Here is a 22,516-nt window from a genome sequence, read left to right on the forward strand (position 1 = left end):
CGGATGCGGCGTTCGGTGGTTGCCTGTGCACCATGCAACGCAGCAGCCGATCGAAGTTCCTGCTCGTCGTGACCGGGCTCGTCGCCGTCGGGACCCTGGCGGGGTGCGCCTCGGACGGGCAGCCCGCAGCCACCGAGACCGTCACGGCGCCTGCACCGTCGCCGTCCGCGTCGACGTCCACGCCGCAGTCGTCCGAGGAGTCCGCCTCGGCGGCACCGTCGGCCGGGTCCGGTTCTGGGCCGTCCGCCGGATCCGGTGCCACCGGCGGGGCGTCCGGCGACAGGTGCGCGGTGTCGTCGCTCGCCGGACGCATCGAGGCCGGCAGCGGTGGGGCCGCCGGCAGCGTCATCGTGCACCTGGTGCTCGAGAACACCGGGTCGACGACCTGCACGGTGCAGGGGTGGCCCGGCGTCTCGTTCGTCGGGGGTGGCACCGGCAAGCAGATCGGAGCGGCTGCGACGCAGGAGAAGAGCGCGCCGCACCCGACCGTGACCCTCGCTCCCGGCAAGACCGCCGTCGCGCCGCTCAAGATCGTCCGGGCCGAGAACTACTCGGCGGGCGACTGCTCGCCCGAGACCCCGGACGGCTTCCGCGTGTACCCGCCCGGGTCGAAGCAGTCCCTGTTCGTGAAGGACACGGACTACCAGGCGTGTGCGTCGGCCGATGCCTCGCTGCTGTCCGTGCAGGCGTTCGTGCCGGAGGGGCAGGCGACGTCGTAGCGGTCAGCCGGGCGATCTCAGCGGGTCCCGAGCGCGGGCTGCTGCCACCACGGAAGGAGCCGTCCCGCTGCGATCGCAGCGGGACGGCTCCTTCGGTCCTGAGGTGCTGGCCGACTAGCTGACCGGCACCGGGACGGCCCCGGTCCCCCGGTCGTGCTCGGGAGCCCGGTCGAGTCCGTGGACCTCGGTGTCCAGGTTCGGGATGACCTTCTGCATCCAGCGCGGCATCCACCAGGCTGCTTCTCCGCAGAGCGTGAGGAGCGCCGGCATGATCATCATCCGCACCAGGAAGGCGTCTGCGAGGACCCCGACGAGCAGCCCGACGGCGATCGACGCTGCGACGGCCATCTCACTCGTGGCGAAGCCGGCGAAGACGACGGCCATGATCGTGGCTGCTGCGACGAGGACGGTACCGGACTTGGTGAACCCGGAGAACACGGCGTCCTTCGGGCTCAGCCCACGGGAGTGTTCTTCCTTCATCCGGGACACGAGGAACACCTGGTAGTCCATCGCCAGCCCGAACAGGACCCCGACCAGGATGATCGGCAGCAGGCTCAACATCGGGTCGCCCTGGGGTGCGGCGATGAGCGGGTCGAGCCAGCCCCACTGGAAGATCGCGACCGATGCACCGAACGCCGCCCCGACGGAGAACAGGTACCCGAGGGTGGCGAACAGGGGCACGAGCAGGGATCGGAACATCACGATCAGGAGCAGGAACGACAGCGCGACGATCACGATGATGTAGGTGATCAGTGCCCGGTTCATCTGCGCGGTGTCGTCGAGCCCGATCGCGGTCTCGCCGGTCACCTCGACGCGCACGCCGCTGATCGCCGTGGTCTCGTCGCGGATGTCCGTGACGAGCTGCTTCGTGCTCTCGGCGATCGGACCGCCGGTCGGGATGACGGTGAGGAGTGCGGCGTCGTCGGTCTTCGTGACCTGGCCGGGGACGACGGCTTCGACGTGGTCGAGGCCCGTGATCTCGTCCTCGACCGCGGTGAGGCTGCTGGTGACGTCGTCACCCTGCACGAGCACGAGCAGCGGGGACTGGATGCCGCCGAACTCGTCGACGATCAGGTCGTAGGCCTTCCGCTCGGACGACGTCGGGTCGGAGCCCCCGGGGATGTTGGAGGCCGTCTTCATGTCGAGGACCGGTGCGGCGACGAGCCCGAGGACGACGACGGCGCCGAAGAGTGCGAGCCACGGGCGCCCGGTGACGAACCTGGCCCACCCGCGGAGGAAGTTCTTGCGGTTCGCGGGACGCTCCGGGATCGGCTGGCCGGCGGCGAGGAGTTCCCGGTGCTTCCGGGGCAGGGCGCGCAACCCGAGGGTCCCCAGGATGACGGGGAGCAGCGTGAGGGCCATCAGCACCGCGATCAGGACGCTGAACGCTCCGGCGAAACCCATCACGGTGATGACCTCGTTGCCGGTCACGACGAGACCCACGAGGGCGATGATGACCGTGAGGCCCGCGAACACGACTGCGGTGCCCGCGGTGCCGGTGGCCCGGGCGACAGCGTCGACGACGCTGCGTCCCTCGCGGAGCTCCGAGCGGAACCGGGTGAGGATGAACAGCGTGTAGTCGATCCCGACGGCGAGGCCGAGCATGGTCGCGAGCGTCAGGGTGGTCCCCTGGATCGGGTTGATCGCGGAGTACGCGAGGACACCGACCGTCCCCACGGCGACCCCGGAGATCGCGACGAGCATGTTCGCTCCGGCGGCCAGGAGCGAACCGAACGTCAGGAACAGCACCAGGAACGCGACCAGGATCCCGATGACCTCGCCGGGACCGAAGGTGGCGTAGGTGTCACCGAACAGGTGCCCGCCGACCTCGGCGTGGAACGCAGCACGGTGGTCGGCTGCGAAGTCCAGGACGGTGTCGTACGTCTTCTCCTGGTTCGCCTCGGTGACGCCGGAGAAGGTCAGCGTGGAGATGACCGTGGTGCCGTCCTTCGAGACCATCGGGTTCCGCTGGGCGAACGGGTCCGAGACCGTCTGCACGTGCGGAAGGCCCTTCGCGTCGGCGAGGACTGCCTGCACCTCGGCGGCGGTGGCCTGGTCCGTGACCTTCGCTCCGTCGCGCGCCTGGAGGACGAGCTGCAGCGTCTTGGCGTCGCCCGACGACGAGGAACCGAGGTCGAACTTCTCGTTGACGACGGTGAGTGCCTTCGCGGCGGCGGTCGTGTTGCCGGCCGAGCCGGTGGCACTGGTGTCCATGCCGGCGGCGGTGACCGCGGTGAGGCCCGCGAAGAGCACCAACCAGACGGCGACGATGATGAGCCGGTGCCGGGCGCTGAAGCGTCCGATCGCGGCGAGGACCTTGGGCATGATGCTCCCGGAGAGAAGAAGAGGAAGCCACGCGGAGACCGTCGCGGCGGGTACTCCTCAATGCTCCGAGCTACGCTCCGTCCGGCCGTCGTCCCGTCGGAGCGACGGACCTACTGCGTCCGCAGTAGGTCCGGGTCAGTCGACGAGTCCGGCGCGGTAGGCGAGGGACACCAGCTGCGCACGATCACGGACGCCGAGCTTCGCCATCGCGCGGTTGGCGTGGGTCTTCACGGTGTAGGGCGAGACGAACATCTCCCGGCCGATCCGGTCGTTGTCGCCACCGCGGGCGATCGCCACCACCACGTCGTGTTCACGCGGGGTCAGCGCTCGGAGACGTTCCTGCGCATCGGTGTCGATGACGCGGTCGGACTGGGAGCTGACCTGCGCGATGACCGCGGCCTGCGCAGCCGCGGAGAGTGCTCCACCACCGAGGACGACCTCGTTGATGCCCGCCACGAGCTCGCGGGGTCCGACGGTCTTGCCGAGGAACCCGTTCGCACCGGCCCGGAGCGCCGAGACCACGATCTCGTCCTGCTCGAACGTCGTCAGGATGACGATGCGGAGCTGCTCGGCGGAGAACCGCTCACGGAGGCGGCGCGTGGTCTCGACGCCGTCGATCCCCGGCATCCGCACGTCCAACAGGACGACGTCGACCGTCGTCGTCTCGAGGAACCGCAGGGCCTCGAAGCCGTCGCCGGCCTCGCCGGCGACGGTGAGGTCGTCGTGCGCCTCGAGGATGGTGCGGAGCCCGACGCGGATCATCGCCTGGTCGTCGACCAGCAGGATCGTCGTCACGACAGCTTCCTTCCGTCCAGCGCCAGCACGGCGTGCACCACGAACCGATCGGGTCGTTCGTCGACGTCCAGTGTCCCGCCTGCAGCTCCGATGCGTTCGCGCATGCCCACGAGCCCGAATCCCGACCCCTGCGTCTGCTTGGTCCGCGGCGCGCGTGGGTTGTCGGAGACCACGTGGAGTCGACCCTGCTCGGCGCGGACGGTGATCGTCACCGTGCCGATCCCGTACCGGTGCGCGTTGGTCAGGGCCTCCTGCACGACGCGGTACACGGTGACCTCGACCACGGGGGCGACCGGTTCGTCCGGCAGCTCGACGTCGGCCACGACGTCGAGCCCGATCGACGTGAACGACGACACCAACGCGGGCAGCGAGCCGAGCCCGGCGACGGTCTGGTCGGGAGCGGCATCCCGTGACCGGAGGAGCTCGAGGATCTGCTGCGTCTCGGCGGTGACCATCCGCAACGCCTCTCGCGCGTCTCCTGCTGCGCGTGCCGCCGTCACCGGGTCGCGGTCGACGGTGACCTCGACCGCCCCCAGGTGCATGCTCGCCACCGCGATCTGGTGACCGACGACGTCGTGCAGGTCGCGGGCGATGCGGAGCCGCTCGGCGTCCACGCGTCGGCGGGCTTCGAGGTCCCGTGACGCGATCGCCTCGCGGGCTTGCTCCCGCAGGGCCGACCAGTACCGGAGCTGTGCCCAGACCGCGGCCCCCGTGGCTCCGGCCGCCGCACACGCCGCGACCGCCGCCAACGCGTCGGGACTGACCAGCCCGGCACCGGACTCCACCGCGACCACGAGGTAGAGCGGCAGCGCGGTCGCGACGACCATGCGGAACGGGGCCGCACCGCGGAGGGTGACGGAGAACAGCGCGAACACCACGATCGTCCACCCCACGATCGGGTCCCACCCCTGCACCGCTGCCACCGCACAGCCGACCACGGTGAGCAGCACCCCCGGCCACGGGTAGCGACGAGCCACGGCCACACCGGCGATGCCGAGCAGCACGCCGACCAACGGGAAGACCCCGGCGCCCGCGACGATGACTCGGACGATCTCCACCGCTGCACCGGCCACGGCGAGGCCCGCGGCCAGCTCGGGCAGGAGCGCCGGGGACCGGAGCCACCACGGGTTCGGTGGCAGCACGAGATCGCCGTCGTTCGTCATCCCCCGAGTCTCCTGCCTCCACCCCACCGACACGTACTGCGGACGCAGTAGGTTCGACGATCCGCGACGACGACGAGGCACCGCGTCCCGATCCGGAGGATTGGCACCAATCCCACCGGAAGGCACCCCATGACGACCATCACCGCTCCCCGTTCCGCACCGACGGCGCGACGGCACTCCCTCACCCGCGCACCGCAGCTCACCGCATGGGCCGCCCTGATGGGTGTCTCCGAGGTCGTCCGCTTCGCCGGGTTCATGACCCTGCTCGTCGCGATGGGCGTCGAAGCCGGTGCCCGACGCGTGATCGACCACGAGGAGGCATGAGCATGCGTCCCATCCGCCCCGAGGACATCACGCTCCCCGACACCCGATCGATCGACATCACCGCGTTCATGCGCGAGGCCGAGTCCGGCGGAGCGGACTCCGCCGATCGCTGACGGTCGCCCCGGTGCGATCCCGGGGCCGCATCACGCGTCCGGCTCGGGCACGATGGGCACCGTGACCACCACGATCAACGACGAACAACCGGGCACCGACGAGCTGGTGGCGCTGTACGACGCCGTCGGGTGGACCGCGTACACGCAGGACCCCGCAGCCCTCACCGCGGCGATCGCCGGCTCCCACACCGTGCTGACCGCCCGCGACGACGACGGACACCTGCTCGGCCTGCTCCGCACGGTCTCCGACGGCGTGACGATCGTGTACGTGCAGGACGTCCTGGTCCTGCCGTCCGCGCACCGGTCCGGCATCGGCGGCGCACTGCTCGACGCCGTCCTGCAGCGGTACGCCGGCGTTCGTCAGACGGTCCTGCTCACCGACGACGAGCCGGGGCAGCGGGCGTTCTACGAGTCACGTGGCTTCGTGGAGGCCCACGACGTCGACCCGCAGCCGCTGCGCTCCTTCGTGCTCCTGCGCTGAGCACGGATGGGTCCCGCGACCGATTCCGCCCGCACGGCGCCGTTCCTAGACTCGGACGCATGGGGGCTCGCGCACGGACACGTTCAGCGGCAGCCCTCGCGACCGCGCTCGGCGTCGTGCTCGCCCTCGCCGCGTGCACGTCGCCACCACCGCCGGCCGGGTCGGAACCGGCGCTCGCGAAGCTCATCACCCGGGTCGAGCGGTTGCCCGGGGTCGACACGGCTGAGGGCGAGATCCGTCAGGTCGACGCGAAGGACGACCCGCAGAACTGGATCACCTCGCTCGAGGTGCAGGCCGACACGACGGACCTCGCCGTCGCCGAACGGATCCGGCACACGGCGGCGAGGGGTGTCACCGGCACGACGCTGTCGGTGACCGTGGACGTGCCCCGCGGCCGGGCGTCGGCGCCGGTCGCAGTCGACCCGATGGACCCCGACGTCGTCGACCTGGCCGCACGGCTGCGCGCGGAGCCCTTCGTGCACCGGCTGTGGGCGACCCCGTCACGTTCCACGATCTGGCTCGTGCCGGGCGCCAGCTTCACCGACGCCGTCGCGCAGGCCCGTCCGATCGTCGGTGACCACCCGGCCTCGCTGGACCGTGGTGACGTTTCGGTGGGGATCACGGCGACGCACCCCGGGCGAGCACTCCTGCGCACGATCGACGGGTTCGACCGCGACGGTGACGAAGACGTCGAGGGCCTGTACTACTCACCGGGCACGACCTACGCCGACGCTGCGCAAGCACCCGCAGACGAGTACGGAGCGGCTGCCGAGCCCGAACGGCCTTCCCTGTCGATCGACGGCGAACGACTCGGCGCCGTCGCCGACGTCCTCGTCCGGACGAAGGACGAAGCCGCCGATGCACACCGCGCTCCGCGCACCGCGTTCTCCGTCGGCCTCGACGGGACGAGCGGCTGGCTCGGACTCCCCCTCGACGCCGAGAAGCCGCAGGACGCCACTGCCCCGGGCACCCCGACGTCGGGACCGTCGCCGACCCCCTGGGTGGCCGCCGACGTCAGCGACCGGGCCGCGATGCTCCGGGCGTTCCTCGAGCGCTCCGCCGACGCTGCCGGGGTCCCGGCGACCGTGACCACGGGCACCGAACAGTGCGCGCCACCCGGATCGAGTTGGTCGCCCGACGCGACCGGCACGCGCGCGACGGCGTTCAGCATCGTGCCCGTGTTCCAGATCGTCGACGACGCGCAGGGGCCGTTCGACGCCGTGACCGCGCTGTGGACTTCCGAGGGCTTCGAGGTCAGCGGCCGGGCGATGGGGCGGGACTACTGGTCGTCGTCCACGGATGCGGATCCAGCCACGGCGAGCATCCGGGGCACGGTCGACGGCCTGAGCCTGCGCGCGGAGTCGGTCTGCGTCCCGCGGCCCTGACCCGGCGACACCGCACCCGCCACGAACAACACCGGGCGTCCACGCTCCCCGCGGGCGCCGAGCGGCGATCGGCGAGCGGCCTCAGCGACGAGCCGGGGCGTGCACCGCCTCGAGCACCTCGGTCCCCATGGTCCGCAGCGCCTCGACCACGGCCAACCGCCGCTGCAACGAAGCGTCGTCGAACGTGACGGTCACGGCGTAGCTGACCGACGACCCGGGCCCCCGCAGGATCCCCGCCTCGGCCCGCACGCCGGTGCTCGACCCGGTGACCGCGACGACCTGCAGCCCGTGGTCGAGCGAACGGTGCGCCAGGGGGTCGAGCCCGAAGGACCCGGCGACCAGGTTCAGGTCGCTCGCCAGGGACAACCAGCCGAGCACCCGGTTCGACACCGCCTCGTCGACGACCTCGCCGAGCGCCAGTCCGCGCATCACCCACGACAGCTCCCCGGTCGGTGCGACGGAGGCGTCGGGGGCGTCGTCCGGGCCGCGGCGGTCCCGCACCCGGTCGATCAACGCCGTGCGCTCGATGCCCAGGGACTCCGCCCGCTCCCGGACGGCGTCGATGCCGACGGTCGACAGCAGTGCGTTCATGGCCCAGGCGTCGGCGGTGGCCCCGACCAGGGTCGCCAGGTCAGGCACCTGCATGGTCGGCTCCTGCAGGAACTGCCACAGGCCGGCACCGGTCGCGGTGTCGCGGGCCATGCGCTGCAGTCGGTCACCGTGCAGGCGGCCGTCCTCGAGCTGGGCGGCGACCTCGATGAGCAGCAGGACGCGGCCCAGGCTCGCGACCGGCTGCACCAGGGTGTCGTCGATCGCGAGCAGGGCCTTGCCGCTGGAGGTGTCGATCACCGAGGCGCTGACCCCGGCGCCCTCGAGTGCGAGGGCGCCGAGGGCCTCGGTGGTGGCGGTGAAGCGGTCGTCGGCCCGGCCGCTGTGCCGCCCACGACCGCGGCCGCCACCTGCTGGGCGGTCGTCCGGTCGCCGGCGGCGCGACGACCGGGCCGCGTCCGGCTCCGTCATCACCAGATCGCGACGCGCTCGGCGGGGTCGAGGTACATCGCGTCCTGCTCGGTCACGCCGAAGGTGTCGTACCAGACGTCGATGTTCCGCACGACCTGGTTGCAGCGGAACTCGTTGGGCGAGTGCGGGTCGATGCTCAGCAGACGAGCCGCCTCTTCCGGGCGGATCGCCATGCGCCAGGCCTGGGCCCAGCTCAGGAAGAAGCGCTCGGCACCGGTGAGGCCGTCGATGACCGGGGGCTCCTGGCCGTCGAGCGACAGCAGGTACGCCTTCCACGCGATCGACAGGCCACCGAGGTCACCGATGTTCTCGCCGATCGTCAGGGCACCGTTCACGTGGCTGTCGGGCACCTCGGTCGGCACCAGGGCGTCGTACTGGGCGATGAGGGCCTTCGTGCGCTCCTCGAACGCCGCGCGGTCGGCCTCGGTCCACCAGTTCTCGAGCTTGCCGTCGCCGTCGTACTGCGACCCCTGGTCGTCGAAGCCGTGGCCGATCTCGTGCCCGATGACGGCACCGATCGCGCCGTAGTTCGCGGCGGCGTCGCGCTCCGCGTCGAAGAACGGGAACTGCAGGATCGCCGCCGGGAACACGATCTCGTTGAACCCGGGGTTGTAGTACGCGTTGATCGTCTGCGGGGTCATGAACCACTCGTCGCGGTCGATCGGCTTGCCGATCTTGCCGAGCTCGCGGTCGACCTGGAACGAGGCGACGGCGCGGACGTTCGCGACCAGGTCGTCGGACAGGACGGGCAGCGCCGAGTAGTCGCGCCACTTCACCGGGTAGCCGATCTTCGGCGTGAACTTGTCGAGCTTGTCGAGCGCACGGGCACGGGTCTCGTCGGTCATCCAGTCGAGCGCGGTGATGCTCTGCCGGTACGCCTCGACCAGGTTGGCGACGAGGTCGTCCATCTTGGCCTTCGAGGTCTCGTCGAAGTGCTCCTGCACGTAGATGCGGCCGACGGCCTCGCCCATCGCACCCTCGACCAGCGAGACGCCACGCTTCCAGCGCTCGCGCTGCTTGGGCGCACCGGTGAGTGCGGTGCCGTAGAACGAGAAGTTCGTGGCCGAGAACGCGCTCGTCAGGTACGCGGCGGAGCCACGGATGACCTGCCAGCGCAGCCAGTCCTTCCAGACCTCGAGCGGCTGGTCGTTCAGCAGGTCGGCCAGGCCGGTGATGAACGAGGGCTCGCGCACCACGACGGTCTCGAACGCACCGGCCGGGGCGTCGATGGCCTGCCACCAGGTCTGCAGGTCGACGCCCTTCGCGAGCGCGGCGACCTCGGCCCAGGGCAGCTTGTTGTAGGTCTTCTGGCTGTCACGGGTCGTGACGTTGTCCCAGTGCTGGGCGGCGAGCGCCGTCTCGAGCGCGATGACGTGCTCGGTGCGGGCGCCGCCGTCGTCGAGGCCGGCGAGCGGGAACATCGCCGCGACGAACTCGCGGTACTTCTCGCGGATGTCGGCGAAGCGCTCTTCGCGGTAGTACGACTCGTCGGGCAGCCCGAGACCGGACTGCTCCAGGAACACGACGTAGGACTCGGGGTCGCCTGGGTCGTTGTCGACGAAGAGCTGCAGGAAGCTCGGCAGGCCGATGCGCTCGAAGCGGCCGACGGCGGCGATGACCTCGGGCACGGACTGGATCGCGGTGATCTCGGCGAGCAGGTGCTCGATCGGTGCGGTGCCGAGCTCCTCGAGCCGCGCTTCGTCGGTGAACGAGGTGAAGAGGTCGCCGACCTTGCGCTCCTCGGTGCCGGGGGCGGCCTGCTGCGAGCGCTCGATGATGTCGCGCACGGCGATCTCGGCGGCTTCGGCCAGCACCGTGAAGGAGCCGTACCGGGCCTTGTCGTCGGGGATCGGCGTCGCCTCGATCCAGGTCCCGTTCACGTGGCGGTACAGGTCGTCTTGGGGGCGCACCGCGGGGTCGAGTTCGTCAGTGTGGATGCCGGAGGCACGTGCGACGTCGGTCATGCGGTCCACGATAGCCACCGACCCCATGGGGCAGGTCGATCCGGGTCGTCACCGGCACACGGCTGCCGGTACGGTCATCGCATGGGACTTCCGTGGAAGCTGCACGGCGACGGCAAGACCGTCTCCGCGACGACGATCGTGGCACCCGACGAACGGCTCACCTGGCCCCGGACGATCGGCCTCGGGGTGCAGCACGTCGTCGCGATGTTCGGCGCCACGTTCCTGGTGCCCCTGATCACCGGGTTCCCGCCGTCGACGACGCTGCTGTTCAGCGGCATCGGCACGATCCTGTTCCTGCTCATCACGGGCAACCGCCTGCCGAGCTACCTCGGCTCGTCGTTCGCCTTCATCGCCCCGATCGGTGCGGCGACCAAGATCGGTGGCATCCCGCTCGCCCTGTCCGGCATCATCGTCGTCGGCGCCCTGCTCGCGATCGTCGGGCTCGTCGTGCACCTGGCCGGCGCCGGGTGGATCGACCGGCTGATGCCCCCGGTGGTCTCCGGCGCGATCGTCGCCCTGATCGGCTTCAACCTGGCGCCGTCGGCCCGGAAGAACTTCACGGAAGCCCCGGTCATCGCGGTCATCACCCTCGCGACGATCATCCTGGTCACGGTCCTGTTCAGGGGCCTGATCGGCCGCCTGTCGATCGTCATCGGCGTGCTCGTCGGGTACGTCGCCGCGCTCATCGGCGGCCAGGTCGACTTCTCGAAGGTCGGCGACAAGCCGTGGATCGGTCTGCCGGACTTCACCGCTCCCGCGTTCGACCCGTCGCAGCTCCCGATCTACCTGGCGTTCGTACCGGTCGTCCTGGCGCTGGTCGCCGAGAACGTCGGCCACGTCAAGGGTGTCGGGCAGCTGACCGGCCGTGACCTCACGCCGCTCACCGGTCGCGCGCTCTTCGCCGACGGCATCTCGACCGTGCTGGCCGGCGTCGGCGGCGGCTCCGCCACCACCACCTACGGCGAGAACATCGGCGTCATGGCCGCCACCCGCGTCTTCTCCACCGCCGCCTACTGGGTCGCCGCGATCGCGGCCGTCCTGCTCGGCCTGTCGCCGAGGATCGGCGCCGTCATCTCCTCGGTGCCCGCGGGCGTGCTCGGCGGCGCCACCACCGCGCTCTACGGCCTGATCGGCATCATCGGCATCCGGATCTGGGTCGAGAACCGCGTCGACTTCTCGAAGCCGAAGAACCAGCTGACCGCCGGCATCGCCCTGATCATCGGCATCGCGAACTTCACGTTCACGTTCGGCCAGGCGAGCTTCGGCGGCATCATCGTCGGCACAATCGCCGCGATCGTCGTCTACCACCTGATGGACGTCATCGGCCGGGCCCGCGGCACCGACGAGCCCTCGACCGAGGCCGCCGACCCCGCGCACGCCGCCACCGGCGCCGTCCCCGCGGAACCGCGCGCCGACTGACGCGAGTGGTCGGCCGGAACGCGCGTCCGGCCTGACGACGTGGGACCACCGGACTGGAGGCCCGTGGCGGACACGGCCACGGGCCTCCAGTCCGTCACGTGGTGCGTTGCGGACCGGAACGCCCCCCAGTCGGTCGCTCCGGTCCGCACACCCCTCGCCCGGTTCAGCGGGGCGCGCTGGGCGACGGGGTCGCGGTCTGCACGGACTCCTGCTCGTCGATGTACCGCTGATCGAGCGGGACCTCATCGGCGACCCCCGCCGTCCACTGCCCGACGACGGTCGTGCCGTCGGACTCGTACACGTCGCCGCCGTCCGGCTCGCTCCACAGGACCCAGCCCTCGCGACCGTTGTCCGCCCTCCCGGGGACCAGATCCGGGTGACCCGACGCGTTCGGGACCCCGTAGGTCTGGCCCTTGTCGTTGACCGCCCAGTCCGATGTGACCGCGTTGGCGTACTGCAGCGTCGCCGTCCACCGCGTCCCCGACGACGCTTCGATGCTGAACGTCGTGGTCCCTCGCTCCGGGAGCCGGCCGTCGACGACGCGCATCGTCCCTTCGTCCCGACAACTCAGGCCGGAGGCGCCCCCTCCGACGGTGAGGACCCGGACCATGCCGACGTCGTTGCGGCACGTGATGTCGACGATCACGGCACCCGCGGTGTCGGGAGCCTGCCCGATGTCGATCAGGGCGGGACCGGTGTGCGTCGCCGTGGTCGTGCGCCCGACTGCTGCCGTCGTCGTGGTCCCCGGGAGCCCGGCGACGACCAGGGCGGCGGCGCTCGTCGTCACCGCGATCGCCGCGACGGAGACGATCGAGACGCCGATGCGTGCACGTCGTTGCTGGCGCTGCAGGGCGCTCCGTCGTGTCCCGATGGCGGCCAGCTCCGAGCGGACCGCCGCAGCAGCGTCGGGGTTCATGTCGATGCTCATCAGTAGGTGCCTTCCGGTGCGTTGCGGACACTGGGACGGAGGTCGTGCAGGTCGCGTTGCAGGCGCTGCCGCATCCGGTGCAACCGCACGCGTGCCGCCGGCGGTTTGAGACCGACCGCCTGCGCGGCCTGCCAGACCGGCATCTCCTCGCCCCCGGTGAGCACCAGCAGTGCGGCGTCCTGCGGCGCGAGTCCCCGGATCGTCGTCCTGAGGCGTTCGCGGGCCTCGAGGTCTTCGGCGTCCGTGGCAGGAGCGTGGGGATCGTCTCGAGGGAGTGCGTCGAGGAGCTTCCGGTACCGCGCCGCTGCGCGTCGGTGGTTCTGGGTCAGGTTGACCGTCGTGACCAGCAACCACGGAGCGACGGAACCGGCCACGAGGGTGACGCTCTTGCGCTTGCGCCAGAGCTCGTAGAACGCCGCCGCTGTGATGTCCTCGGCGTCGTGCGAGTTCTCCGTCAGGCTCAACGCCCGTCGGTAGATGCGTGGTCGGTGCCGGTCGAACAGCGCGGCGAACGCAGCCCCGTCATCACGGACCGCTCGCGTCCACAGCGGGCCGTCGTCCTGTTCGTCCTTCACACTCTGGAGTGTCCGGTCATGGCTCCAGCGTTACAGACGCCAGCGGATCGGCTCGTCGCGCAACGAGGTCGTGCGGGGCGCAAGCCCGAGGACGTTGGACCACCGGACTGGAGGCCCGTGGCGGACACGGCCACGGGCCTCCAGTCCGTCACGGGGTCGCGCCCACCCCCGCCTGGTGACCACGACGTGTCGGCATCGCCGACAGAATGGGTCGGTGCACCGACCGACGCGACCCGCTGTGACCGCTGAGCGGCGCGCGGTCGACCGCGACATCGTGCGGCTGGCGGTGCCGGCGCTCGGAGCGCTCGTGGTCGAGCCGCTGTTCCTGCTGACCGACACCGCGCTCGTCGGGCACCTCGGGGCGACGCCGCTGGCGGCCGTCGGGCTCGCGAGTGCCGTGCTGTCGACGGTGACCGGGCTGCTGGTGTTCCTGGCGTACTCGACGACCCCGGCCGTGGCACGGGCGCTCGGTGGTGGCGACCGTCGCGGAGCCGTGCACGCCGGCATCGACGGGATGTGGCTCGCGCTCGTGCTGGGGGTGCTGCTGGCGCTGGTCGGGTGGCCGCTCGCCGGGCCGCTCGTCGACCTGTTCGGCGCCTCGGCCGAGGTGTCGGCCGCCGCCACCGCGTACCTGACCATCTCGCTGATCGGGCTGCCCGGCATCCTGGTTGTGACCGCCTCGACCGGACTGCTGCGTGGGCTGCAGGACACGAAGACCCCGCTCGTCGTCGCGACCATCGGGTTCGTCGCGAACGGGCTGCTCAACGCCGTCCTGATCTACGGCGCCGGCTGGGGCGTCGAGGGATCCGCCGCCGGCACCGTCATCGTGCAGTGGGCGATGGCGGTCGTCTACGTGCGCATCGCGGTGCGGGCCGCTCGGTCGTCGGGGGCGCCGCTGCGACCCGGTGCCTCGGGCGTCGCCCGGGCCCTCCGGTCGGGGGCGTGGCTGTTCCTGCGGACCGCGTCGCTGCGGATCGCGATGCTCGCGACCGTCGGCGCAGCTGCCGGGCTGGGGACCACCGGGCTGGCGACGACGCAGGTCGGACTGACCGTCTTCTCGACGCTGGCGTTCGCGCTCGACGCCCTGGCGATCGCCGGGCAGGCGCTCGTCGGGCACGGGCTCGGCGGACGTGACCCGGAGCGGGTGCGACTGGTGACGCGACGGCTCGTGCTGCTCGGGATCGCCGGTGGAGTGGTGCTCGGGGTGCTGACCCTGGCGGTGAGCGGCGTGCTCGGGCCGGTGTTCTCGGACTCGCAGGCGGTGCGGGACGCCCTGCCCGTCGTGCTGGTGCTCATCGCCGTCGGGATGCCCGTCGCCGGGTACGTCTTCGTGCTCGACGGGGTGCTGATCGGCGCCGGTGACGCGCGGTACCTGGCCATCGCCGGAGGCCTGAACCTCGTCGTGTACCTGCCGCTGCTCTGGTGGGCAGGCGGGACGCTCGCGGGGTTGTGGGCGGCCTTCGCCCTCGGGTACATCGGGGTCCGGGCGGTGACGCTCGGAGTGCGGGCGCACCGGCGCGGCTGGGTGGAACAGGCGTTGGCGCGGTGAGCGGGGCGTCTCCGGCTGGGCCCGCTTCGTCTGCCGGGCCTGATTCTCCTGCGGCTCCGTCGTCTTCGGTGGCCTCGTCGGCCGTGCTCGCCACGGTCGGCATCGGGGTGCAGGGCGTCGCGAAGCTGCTCGTGACCGTCGTCGTCGGGCGTGTGTTCGGCACCGAGACCCTCGGGCAGACCACCGCCCTGCTGTCGCTCTCGGTGTTCGTCGCCCTGCTCTGGCCGAACGCCGCGGGCAACACCGCGTCACGCTTCCTGGCGATCGCACTGCGGGGTCGGCGGTCGGACGCATCGGTGAACCGGCTGCTCGGGGTGTCGATGCTGGTCTCGAGCGTGGTGCTCGCGGCGGTCACCGTGCCGATCGCGCTGGCCTGGGGCAACCGCCCCGGGATGGTGCTCGGCGGCGCCGCTGTCGTCGTCGGCTACTGCCTCTACTGCTACGCCCGCGGCGCCCAACTCGGCTACGACCGGGCACCCCGGGTCGCGCTGTGGGACTCCGTGACGAGCGTGCTGGCGCTCGGGTTGCTCGTGGTGGCGTGCGTCGCGCGGCTCGAGCCCTTCGTGCTGCTGCCCCTGGCCATCGGGTACACGGTGTTCGCGATCGCGTGCTGGCCGCGGGGCAACCGCATCTCGCCGGCTTCCCACGAGCCCGCTGCCGGGGTGCTCGGGTTCGCAGCGTGGAACGTGCTGGCGGTGGTGACCTCGAACGGGTTGCTGCAGTTGACGATGATCTCGGCGCAGGTGACGTCGTCGGCGCACGACGCCGGTGTCTACGCCGCTGCCTTCACCCTGGCGACGCCGGCGTCGATGCTCGGGCAGGCGTTGGGGCAGGTGCTCGTGCCGGCGTTCGCGCACCGGACCGATGGTGGATCGCTGCGCTCTCGCGGGGCGCTGCTGCTCGTCGTCGGGTTCGCTGCTGCCTCCGCCGTCGTGTTCGGCCTGGTCGCCCTTCTCGCAGGATGGTTCCTGCCGATCGTCTACCCCGCCGAGGGTGCCGCTGCCGTCGCGGACCTGCGGTACCTGATGGTCGCGGTGTGGGTGTTCACCGTCGGACTCGTGCCGGCGGCGTTGCTGCTCGCCGCTGGGCGCTCACGCCAGGTCGCCCTTGCCTCGGTCGCCGGGTTCGTCGTGGGCGCTGGGCTCATGGCGGTGCTCGGACCGATCGCTGGTGTCGCCGGTGGCACCACGGGCTTCTTGGTGGGGAGTGCGGTGAACCTGGTTGCGGTGGTGGGGCTCGGGGTGCGCACCAGCGCCGTGCCTCGACAATCCGTAGGGAATGTCGCATGAAGCTCGCACGGAACCACTCGCGGACCCCGCTGCTCACGAGCATCGGGATCGTCGCCGCGGTCGCGTTGGCCGGCTGCTCCGGACACAACGTCCCGACCGACGTCGGAGGCGAACCCTCCGACGCCTCGGAGACCGCCGCGAGACAAGCAGCGGTCGAGGGTCTCGAGGAGCACGACGAACACCGCTTCGTGTCGGCGGTGGGACAGGATCAGCGTTCCGGCGCGGTCACGGCGTGGAAGGTCTGCGAGCCGCTCCTGACACCGGGTGCGAAGGTCACCTCGAACGATGCGGTGATGACGACCATCGTCGGCGTCTTCGTGCACCCTGCCGACAAGCGGGCGAAGGACTGCTGGGTCACGCTGTCGTGGACAGAAGGTCAGGGGTGGAGCATGAAGGCTGAACTGTCCGCCGCCGACGACTAGGTCGCACACGCTTCGTGCGCGGGAGCCCGTGGCCGTGGTGCGGCGAGTTCCCTCGACCCCGCCGGTCAGGGGGTCGCTGCTGCGCCGCCACGGGGCCAGTTCGAGCACGCCGTCACGTTCCCGGATCGAACCGTGCTCGGGGATCCACACCTGGAGCTCGTCGACGGTGAAGTGCTGGAGCTCGTCGTGGTGGGTGCGGAGGAACGACGCCACCCACGGTTGCATCGGGAACCGTCCATCCACGCCCTGGACGACTGCGGTGAGGTCGTCGGCGTCCCGCTCCCAAGTCCCACGGGGCGGTGGGAAGTACGGCTTCCACGCGACGATGTTGTACCCCTGCGACGTAGCGCGGGCCGAGCGATCCAGGCCCGCCGAGGGCGAGTTCGGCGAGCCCGAACAGGTACTTCGCGGTCGGCGGGTGCTCGAGGTTCCGGATGAAAACGTCGCGGACGTACTCCCACCCGGAGACGACCTACACGTCCTCGTCGACGTCCACACGCTGCAGACCGACGTGCCAGTACGCGAACACCAACGCCACACCGACCACGATGACGAACGTGACGACGCGCAGGAGCTGTTGGCGATCGAGCGATCGTCGAGTTCGATGAGGAGCCGTCACGACAATCTCGTCTTCCACGCACGCCGACCGCAGCGGCCACGCCACCCGACGGACGGACCCGTTTGCCGACGGCCGCTACTGCTCGCGCTGCCGCATCCGCCGGGCCGTCCGCGACGCGCACGACGCCGCACACCGACGCCACCCCCGACACGAAACAGCCGGCCGTTCCTTCGGGTGACCGGCCGTTCTCGTTGATGCCGACGAAGCGATTTTCTGTGGAAGCAGCAAGGTTCGCGGTGCGCCGGGAGGACCGGCTACTCTCCAGCCGAGACGACAGTCCACACCGAGGGGCGGTGTGGCTCGTCCGTGAAGTGGGGAAAAGTGAATACTCCGTTTGTGCTGCCGAGATCGAGAACTCTCTGGCGGTCGCTCGTCCTGATCGTCATGGTCGTCGCGCTTGCACTCGCCTCGATCGTGGCGATGTCGCCACCTCGAGCCGAGGCAGCTGGCGCTTGTGGGACGGCCTGCGACGACATCTCTGCCGACCCGGCAACGCTCGCGAAGCAGCTCGGGGGCTTCGTTACAGCGGGTACCTTCACCGCGACCGCGAACGGCGCGGGCGACACCAACGATCTGTACCGAAACGAGATCCTCCCGATCGCGAACGGGAACCCGACGCCGGGTTGCCAGCTCGACACTCGGGTCCTCCAGACACTCGTCATCGTGACCAAGAAGTTCGGATCGTTGCGGGTCAATGACCTGAACCGTCGTTGCCCGACGATGACGCACCCCGTCTCTTGCGCGAGCAACGAGGGCTCGCTGCACTGCATCGACCCGAGTGTCGCGATCGACTTTGGTTCCGTCGGCGGGTCCACTGTTCAGGGTCCTGACGCACGCACGCACGAGTTGCTGGACTTCCTCGACACCTTCGTTCCGAAGGGGACGCAGGCTGGGCAGGTGCAGTGCCGGTCCACCTGGTCCTTCACGAACATCACCCGCCAGTTCTCAGACCCCTGCAGCCACCAGCACGTGGACTTCAGCAACGTGACCAGCCCGCTGTCGATCTCACCGTCGTCGTACTCCAACGGCACCGCCGTGGCGGTGCGTGCGAACACCGGCACACTGTGGACGTGGACCGGCAGCGCCGGCACTCCCGGCTTCGCCGCGAACTCCGGCCGACAGATCCAGGACGGCACCTCCCCTGCACTTGCCCGGGACGGCTCGAACGCCGCAGCCGCCTACGTCGACCCCAGCGGGACGCTCTGGACCTGGAAGGGCAAGGCCGGCACGACCGGCACCGCCGCTTCGGCCGGAGTCGGCGTCAAGCCAGGCACCAGCCCGGACATCGTCTCGCTCGGCGATGGAAACTTCGCCGTCGCGTTCCAAGCGAACACCGGGGATCTCTGGACCTGGAAGGGCACCGCTGGCTCAACGGGCTACGCGCAGTCCACCGGACAGGGCATGAAGGACGGCACCAACCCGTCCATCACCACCGTCGGCAGCGGCGTGTCCGTCGCCTACCAGGCCGAAAGCGGAGGCCTCTGGACCTGGTACGGCCCGGCCGCGACCACCGGAACCGCCAAGAGCGCAGGCCTCGGGATGAAGGACGGGACAAGCCCGGCGATCACACGTGTCAACGGGTCCACCGTCGCCGTGTCAGCGCAAGCGAACACCGGCAAGCTCTGGGTCTGGAGCGGCACACCGCGGACGACCGGGCTCGCCGTGCAGACCGCTGTTGGCATGAAGGCGGGCACCAGCCCGTCGATCACGCTCGTGGGGTCGGAACTCGCCGTGGCAGCGCAAGCGAACACCGGAGACCTCTGGACGTGGCACGGAGCTCCGGGCGATGCCGGGTTCGCACACTCGGCGGACGTCGGTATGAAGACCGACACCAGCCCGTCAGCAGTGACCGAGGGCGACCACCTCGCCGTCGCAGTCCAGGCGAACACTGGCTCGCTCTGGACGTGGACCGGCGACGCCGGCACGGACGGCTTCGCTTCCGCCGGCAACGTCGGTATGCGGAACGACCCCGGGATCGGCTAAACCCGAAACACCGGACCGAAGAAACGCCCTGTCTCCACGCGCTCGGAGACAGGGCGTTTCCCGTCCAACCGCGCCCCCGCTCGACCTGGTCGGTGGGCTCCGCCGCGATCAGGCCGTCCGCGACTTCCAGGCCTGCGGCATCGCCATCGAAGCGTGACTGCGCCGCGCTTCGGACGCTTGCGTGGGCGACCCCTGCGACGACGAACCGTAAATGCCGGGCCCATGCAGGTCCCGTCCCCTGTCGGACCGGAGGGGTGGCTCGTCGGTCAGGACGTCGGCGCGACTCCGAAGGCCGAAGGGCCCCTGCCGATGGCGTGCAGCAGCCCGCGGACCTCCCGTGAGCAGGCTCCGACCTCGATTGCGTGTTCGGCCGGCATGTCGATGCGGCCAGCGATTGTCGGGTTGTTCGTCCGCGTCACGCCTTTCCAAAGGACGAGTTTCCTGCAGTCCTCCGTGGTGATGACGACCCGCGCATCCTGGCCACCGATGCCGCGGTTCGACGATCCGCGGGTGATGCCCTCGGCCGACGTGACGTGGCAGCGGAAGGTGACCCGGTGGCCGAGGTCGTACGAGCGCAGCGCGCCCGGAGCGATCAGCCCGGCCACGCCGGTAACGATGATCACGCCGATCCGGACGACGAAACGGACCACGGCGCGAGCCCGTGTGCGAACCGCGTCCGTTGTCGGTGCGTTCAGCGCGCGATCAGCTCGACGGCCGGTCATCATCGTCCTCTCGCCGGGTGGCCAGTCCATGTTGCCGGCCCGCTGGCGTCAGAAGCTGTCCCTCGGAGACGTCCGCTCATGTCAAACCGCCTTCGACTCCGAGCCACGAGCGACCGATCTCGACCGCCTCATCCCCAAAGCGTGATGGCGTCAGCGCGCATCCAACAGCGTGATCGCCCACAACACCCTGGCTGTGCCAGAGCCCCATCTGCCACCGCGAACAACGAACGCAGCACCGAGCCGATATGGCGCTCTTATGTCAGGAAACCGCCTACCCACTCAGACCTTCGCCAATCGACAACTGAAGCCAGCTCGATTATTCCGCGAGCACCACTCCTCGATGAGGTTGAACCAGGAACTGGCCACCACCGCCGCACAGGTTAAGCCTGCCATGAACGTGTTTACTAGCGCCTTATCCTGCACCTTAAGATCATATCTACTTAGAACCCGAGCGAGAGCATGGAAAAGGTCGTGATCTCCGACGACCTTCTGCTTTGACACAATTTCCTCGTGAACTTTCGTGCTGTCGATCAGAAATGTACTTAGGATATCCTCCCGTTGACAGCGGGAGATAACAACTCCGACGACATCCTCCACGGAGAATTGCGAGACCTTGAGGGCGCCGAATGAAAAACGGGTGAAGTCGAGCCCGTAGGAATTCTTGTGGTTAACGATCCTTGCCGCTGCAAGGATGGAAGCCAGATCGAACGCCTCCTCGATAATCTGACCGGATGCAGGCACGACTGCTTTCGATCGGCTTGCCGGGTGCCGCCCGGACTTGCGAGTATGAATATTCACTACTTGATGCAAGTGGCCGGAATTTACCAGCAAGTCCATAATGACGTCATGCTGGTCGCTGACGTACACGTTATCACCGGAAAGCATTGTATTGGCACTGAGATCATCGTAATCACGATCGACAAGAAACTTCACACCCTTAAGCCCTCGCTCCCTTGCAATCGTCGCAGCTCGCAGAACGTTCTGCCTACCACCCATGCCGGCGAGCACATTCAGATCAGAGGAAGTGTGTTGACGCAGAACAAAGTAGTCGTCGTCTCCCTCGACCACGAGCAGGAGAGAGGAACTTTCCTTGATGAACATCGCCACCGTGTTGAACAAGGTATGCGAATTCAGGTATTCTTTCACGCGAAGGCTTCCTCCGGGGGCCCCAGACGGAATGCTCGGTCCCATTCATCGTTGATAATCTGCGGCGAATGAGTGGCCACCACGAATCGAAAACCAGCGAGGGCCGCTATCCGCTTCACGTCCGGGATGAACGCTAGTTGCCACACAATATGGAGCGAGATTTCTGGCTCATCGATTAAAACAACCGCCCCCGACGGTACATTGAAGAGCAAGTCGATCATCACGATAATCTCGTGCTGTTCACCGGATGATAGCGAGTCCAGCGAGATCGATCGACCGCTGCCCTTGCGTTGCACGAAGAGGCCGTCGCCATCAGTTACCTGGAGCTGTTTATTGAGTAGGCGACTATTGATGATCTGCTCCAGCAGTTCAATCTTCTGCAGCAACTCCTCGAACGGGGCTAGTTTGAGATCGGCATCGTCCAGGTAAAGGTTCAGTAGCTTGAGCTCCCAGTCGTCGAGGCGCCTCTCGGGAAGAGACAGAGCATCATCGAGAGCCACCGACGCAACCCGTCCTAGGCGGCTGCGGAACGAGTTTTGATCGTTGTAGCGCTTGCGGATATCGGCCGCGTCAAGCTGCAACTCGTCCGCATTGGTTTCCAGCACCCTATTGGGGAACGTTCGATCCAGTTGCTGGGTGATCCGAGAATGCTCAGTTTGAGCGTCGTTGACTAGCTTTCGAATCGTTGCTGCCTGCTCGGTGATCCTTGAGGTGTGCTGACGTCGGGGCTTTGCGCCACTTGGCGAACGCCAAGCTTGAGGCCGAGCTCCACGCTGACTCTGTTCAATCCGCAGTCTTTGTGTTTCAATCAGGAAGCTGGGCACCTCGCGCACAAACTCCTGCATCACGTCGGGCGCCTTATTGGGGTTCGGCGACCTGCGGCGGTACCTGTCTCTTAATTCGTCCGTATGAACAATCTCGCCGTCACCCGGGTCCTCCCAGAAGCCGTCGCCTATAGGCTGGTATGGGAGAGACATCCGTACCCACTCGTCAAAGTCGTCGTCTCCGTACGACCATTTGACAGGTTTCGCTCCTTTTCGTTTGAGCGTGATTTCGACGCTCGCCGAGCTCTGCCACTCTTCGTCAGTCGCGGCGTCGAAGTTGCTGTCACGAGTAGCTTCGAGGCTAGAACCATCGGAGTAGACGAGCTTCGCCTTCTCGAAAGGTAGCCGAATCAGAGACGCTCCATTTAGGCGAGATATGGCGTGGATAGTTTCGAGAAACCTCGTTTTACCAACCCCATTAGGGCCGTAAAGGATCGCGAAACCGCCGTCTTCCTCAATGGAAAAACGGTGATCGTACTCCCCCAAAACACGCGTTGCGGAAGCGCTAACGAGAGACACCTGAGAGTTGGTCACGAGCCAACTATCCCACCCCGGAGGGCCGACTGCACTTGGCGACTCTCCGACGCAGCAAGAGTGAGGCGCCGGCGGCGCTGTCTGGGGCTCTGGGGTATACCTCAACGCCACGGCCTCGGAAGCACCGACGAGTGTTGTTCTGGGCTACGTCACATCGCTTTCGCCACAGAAGCGTGCAAGGGTCCAGACCTGATGCCACACGCCGCCAGGCGCGGTG

The 22,516-nt window shown here is 69.0% G+C and carries 20 protein-coding genes; 9 read left to right on the forward strand and 11 right to left on the reverse strand.

The window, feature by feature from the left end; translation table 11 throughout:
• The first annotated feature begins 32 nt into the window (after positions 1-32).
• The gene (locus tag QRN49_RS06300) at positions 33-719 is read left to right on the forward strand and encodes a DUF4232 domain-containing protein (protein ID WP_284754565.1); all 687 of its coding nucleotides are present in this window, start codon (positions 33-35) and stop codon (positions 717-719) included.
• A gap of 114 nt (positions 720-833) precedes the next feature.
• Here the strand turns inward: QRN49_RS06300 and QRN49_RS06305 are convergent, their stop codons facing one another.
• From QRN49_RS06305 to QRN49_RS06315, 3 genes are all read right to left on the reverse strand, one after another.
• The gene (locus QRN49_RS06305) at positions 834-3,044 is read right to left on the reverse strand and encodes an MMPL family transporter (RefSeq protein WP_284754566.1); all 2,211 of its coding nucleotides are present in this window, start codon (positions 3,042-3,044) and stop codon (positions 834-836) included.
• A 135-nt stretch (positions 3,045-3,179) separates the two neighbouring features.
• On the reverse strand, positions 3,180-3,839 hold the full coding sequence (locus QRN49_RS06310; protein WP_111022404.1) for a response regulator transcription factor: 660 nt from the start codon (positions 3,837-3,839) through the stop codon (positions 3,180-3,182).
• Positions 3,836-5,002 (reverse strand): sensor histidine kinase, encoded by a 1,167-nt coding sequence (locus tag QRN49_RS06315; protein WP_284754567.1) that lies wholly within the window; start codon positions 5,000-5,002, stop codon positions 3,836-3,838. The genes QRN49_RS06310 and QRN49_RS06315 overlap by 4 nt, the downstream gene beginning before the upstream one ends.
• A gap of 129 nt (positions 5,003-5,131) precedes the next feature.
• On the opposite strand from QRN49_RS06315, the gene QRN49_RS06320 reads away from it, so the two are divergent.
• From QRN49_RS06320 to QRN49_RS06330, 3 genes are all read left to right on the forward strand, one after another.
• On the forward strand, positions 5,132-5,326 hold the full coding sequence (locus QRN49_RS06320; RefSeq protein WP_111022407.1) for a hypothetical protein: 195 nt from the start codon (positions 5,132-5,134) through the stop codon (positions 5,324-5,326).
• A 174-nt stretch (positions 5,327-5,500) separates the two neighbouring features.
• Positions 5,501-5,920, forward strand: coding sequence for a GNAT family N-acetyltransferase (locus QRN49_RS06325; RefSeq protein ID WP_502868982.1), 420 nt, complete (start codon positions 5,501-5,503; stop codon positions 5,918-5,920).
• A 59-nt stretch (positions 5,921-5,979) separates the two neighbouring features.
• Positions 5,980-7,305, forward strand: a complete 1,326-nt coding sequence (locus tag QRN49_RS06330) for a hypothetical protein (protein ID WP_284754572.1) — start codon at positions 5,980-5,982, stop codon at positions 7,303-7,305.
• Between the two features lie 81 nt (positions 7,306-7,386).
• Here the strand turns inward: QRN49_RS06330 and QRN49_RS06335 are convergent, their stop codons facing one another.
• Both QRN49_RS06335 and QRN49_RS06340 read right to left on the reverse strand, forming a co-directional pair.
• Complete coding sequence (locus tag QRN49_RS06335) at positions 7,387-8,325, reverse strand: serine hydrolase (protein ID WP_284754574.1); 939 nt, start codon at positions 8,323-8,325, stop codon at positions 7,387-7,389.
• Complete coding sequence (locus QRN49_RS06340; RefSeq protein WP_284754576.1) at positions 8,325-10,289, reverse strand: M13 family metallopeptidase; 1,965 nt, start codon at positions 10,287-10,289, stop codon at positions 8,325-8,327. The genes QRN49_RS06335 and QRN49_RS06340 overlap by 1 nt, the downstream gene beginning before the upstream one ends.
• 81 nt (positions 10,290-10,370) lie before the next feature.
• Between QRN49_RS06340 and QRN49_RS06345 the strand changes: the two genes are divergently transcribed.
• Entirely contained in the window at positions 10,371-11,708 is a 1,338-nt protein-coding gene (locus tag QRN49_RS06345) for a uracil-xanthine permease family protein (protein ID WP_111032453.1), read from the forward strand.
• 163 nt (positions 11,709-11,871) lie between these two features.
• Here QRN49_RS06345 and QRN49_RS06350 read toward each other — a convergent pair whose 3' ends face one another.
• Both QRN49_RS06350 and QRN49_RS06355 read right to left on the reverse strand, forming a co-directional pair.
• Positions 11,872-12,636: a hypothetical protein gene (locus tag QRN49_RS06350; RefSeq protein WP_284754579.1), complete on the reverse strand. Its 765-nt coding sequence runs from the start codon at positions 12,634-12,636 to the stop codon at positions 11,872-11,874.
• The gene (locus QRN49_RS06355) at positions 12,636-13,211 is read right to left on the reverse strand and encodes an RNA polymerase sigma factor (protein WP_284754581.1); all 576 of its coding nucleotides are present in this window, start codon (positions 13,209-13,211) and stop codon (positions 12,636-12,638) included. The genes QRN49_RS06350 and QRN49_RS06355 overlap by 1 nt, the downstream gene beginning before the upstream one ends.
• Before the next feature lie 238 nt (positions 13,212-13,449).
• Here QRN49_RS06355 and QRN49_RS06360 point away from each other — a divergent pair, with 238 nt between their 5' ends.
• The 3 genes from QRN49_RS06360 to QRN49_RS06370 all read left to right on the forward strand — a co-directional run bounded on the left by QRN49_RS06360 (position 13,450) and on the right by QRN49_RS06370 (position 16,471).
• On the forward strand, positions 13,450-14,760 hold the full coding sequence (locus QRN49_RS06360; protein WP_284754583.1) for an MATE family efflux transporter: 1,311 nt from the start codon (positions 13,450-13,452) through the stop codon (positions 14,758-14,760).
• 83 nt (positions 14,761-14,843) lie between these two features.
• On the forward strand, positions 14,844-16,049 hold the full coding sequence (locus QRN49_RS06365) for a lipopolysaccharide biosynthesis protein (protein WP_284754585.1): 1,206 nt from the start codon (positions 14,844-14,846) through the stop codon (positions 16,047-16,049).
• Positions 16,046-16,471: a hypothetical protein gene (locus QRN49_RS06370; RefSeq protein ID WP_284754586.1), complete on the forward strand. Its 426-nt coding sequence runs from the start codon at positions 16,046-16,048 to the stop codon at positions 16,469-16,471. Before QRN49_RS06365 ends, QRN49_RS06370 begins: the two co-directional genes overlap by 4 nt.
• 472 nt (positions 16,472-16,943) lie before the next feature.
• Here the strand turns inward: QRN49_RS06370 and QRN49_RS06375 are convergent, their stop codons facing one another.
• Positions 16,944-17,090 (reverse strand): hypothetical protein, encoded by a 147-nt coding sequence (locus QRN49_RS06375; RefSeq protein ID WP_284754588.1) that lies wholly within the window; start codon positions 17,088-17,090, stop codon positions 16,944-16,946.
• Between the two features lie 336 nt (positions 17,091-17,426).
• Here QRN49_RS06375 and QRN49_RS06380 point away from each other — a divergent pair, with 336 nt between their 5' ends.
• Complete coding sequence (locus QRN49_RS06380) at positions 17,427-19,073, forward strand: serine-rich family protein (RefSeq protein WP_284754590.1); 1,647 nt, start codon at positions 17,427-17,429, stop codon at positions 19,071-19,073.
• A 266-nt stretch (positions 19,074-19,339) separates the two neighbouring features.
• Here QRN49_RS06380 and QRN49_RS06385 read toward each other — a convergent pair whose 3' ends face one another.
• The 3 genes from QRN49_RS06385 to QRN49_RS06395 form a co-directional block, all read right to left on the reverse strand.
• Positions 19,340-19,795, reverse strand: a complete 456-nt coding sequence (locus QRN49_RS06385; protein ID WP_284754592.1) for a hypothetical protein — start codon at positions 19,793-19,795, stop codon at positions 19,340-19,342.
• Between the two features lie 279 nt (positions 19,796-20,074).
• Positions 20,075-20,941 (reverse strand): DUF4435 domain-containing protein, encoded by an 867-nt coding sequence (locus tag QRN49_RS06390; RefSeq protein ID WP_284754594.1) that lies wholly within the window; start codon positions 20,939-20,941, stop codon positions 20,075-20,077.
• On the reverse strand, positions 20,938-22,299 hold the full coding sequence (locus tag QRN49_RS06395) for an AAA family ATPase (RefSeq protein ID WP_284754596.1): 1,362 nt from the start codon (positions 22,297-22,299) through the stop codon (positions 20,938-20,940). Before QRN49_RS06395 ends, QRN49_RS06390 begins: the two co-directional genes overlap by 4 nt.
• Between the last annotated feature and the right edge of the window lie 217 nt (positions 22,300-22,516).

This window comes from Curtobacterium sp. ME-Dv--P-122a (assembly GCF_030209645.1).
GTDB lineage: Bacteria > Actinomycetota > Actinomycetes > Actinomycetales > Microbacteriaceae > Curtobacterium > Curtobacterium flaccumfaciens.

Excerpts from the sequence above, each read along its gene's own strand:
- QRN49_RS06300 (WP_284754565.1), top strand. The coding sequence starts at position 33 with ATGCAACGCAGCAGCCGATCGAAGTTCCTGCTCGTCGTGACCGGGCTC.
- QRN49_RS06305 (WP_284754566.1), bottom strand. The coding sequence starts at position 3,044 with ATGCCCAAGGTCCTCGCCGCGATCGGACGCTTCAGCGCCCGGCACCGG.
- QRN49_RS06315 (WP_284754567.1), bottom strand. The coding sequence starts at position 5,002 with ATGACGAACGACGGCGATCTCGTGCTGCCACCGAACCCGTGGTGGCTC.
- QRN49_RS06320 (WP_111022407.1), top strand. The coding sequence starts at position 5,132 with ATGACGACCATCACCGCTCCCCGTTCCGCACCGACGGCGCGACGGCAC.
- QRN49_RS06330 (WP_284754572.1), top strand. The coding sequence starts at position 5,980 with ATGGGGGCTCGCGCACGGACACGTTCAGCGGCAGCCCTCGCGACCGCG.
- QRN49_RS06335 (WP_284754574.1), bottom strand. The coding sequence starts at position 8,325 with ATGACGGAGCCGGACGCGGCCCGGTCGTCGCGCCGCCGGCGACCGGAC.
- QRN49_RS06340 (WP_284754576.1), bottom strand. The coding sequence starts at position 10,289 with ATGACCGACGTCGCACGTGCCTCCGGCATCCACACTGACGAACTCGAC.
- QRN49_RS06345 (WP_111032453.1), top strand. The coding sequence starts at position 10,371 with ATGGGACTTCCGTGGAAGCTGCACGGCGACGGCAAGACCGTCTCCGCG.
- QRN49_RS06350 (WP_284754579.1), bottom strand. The coding sequence starts at position 12,636 with ATGAGCATCGACATGAACCCCGACGCTGCTGCGGCGGTCCGCTCGGAG.
- QRN49_RS06370 (WP_284754586.1), top strand. The coding sequence starts at position 16,046 with ATGAAGCTCGCACGGAACCACTCGCGGACCCCGCTGCTCACGAGCATC.
- QRN49_RS06385 (WP_284754592.1), bottom strand. The coding sequence starts at position 19,795 with ATGACCGGCCGTCGAGCTGATCGCGCGCTGAACGCACCGACAACGGAC.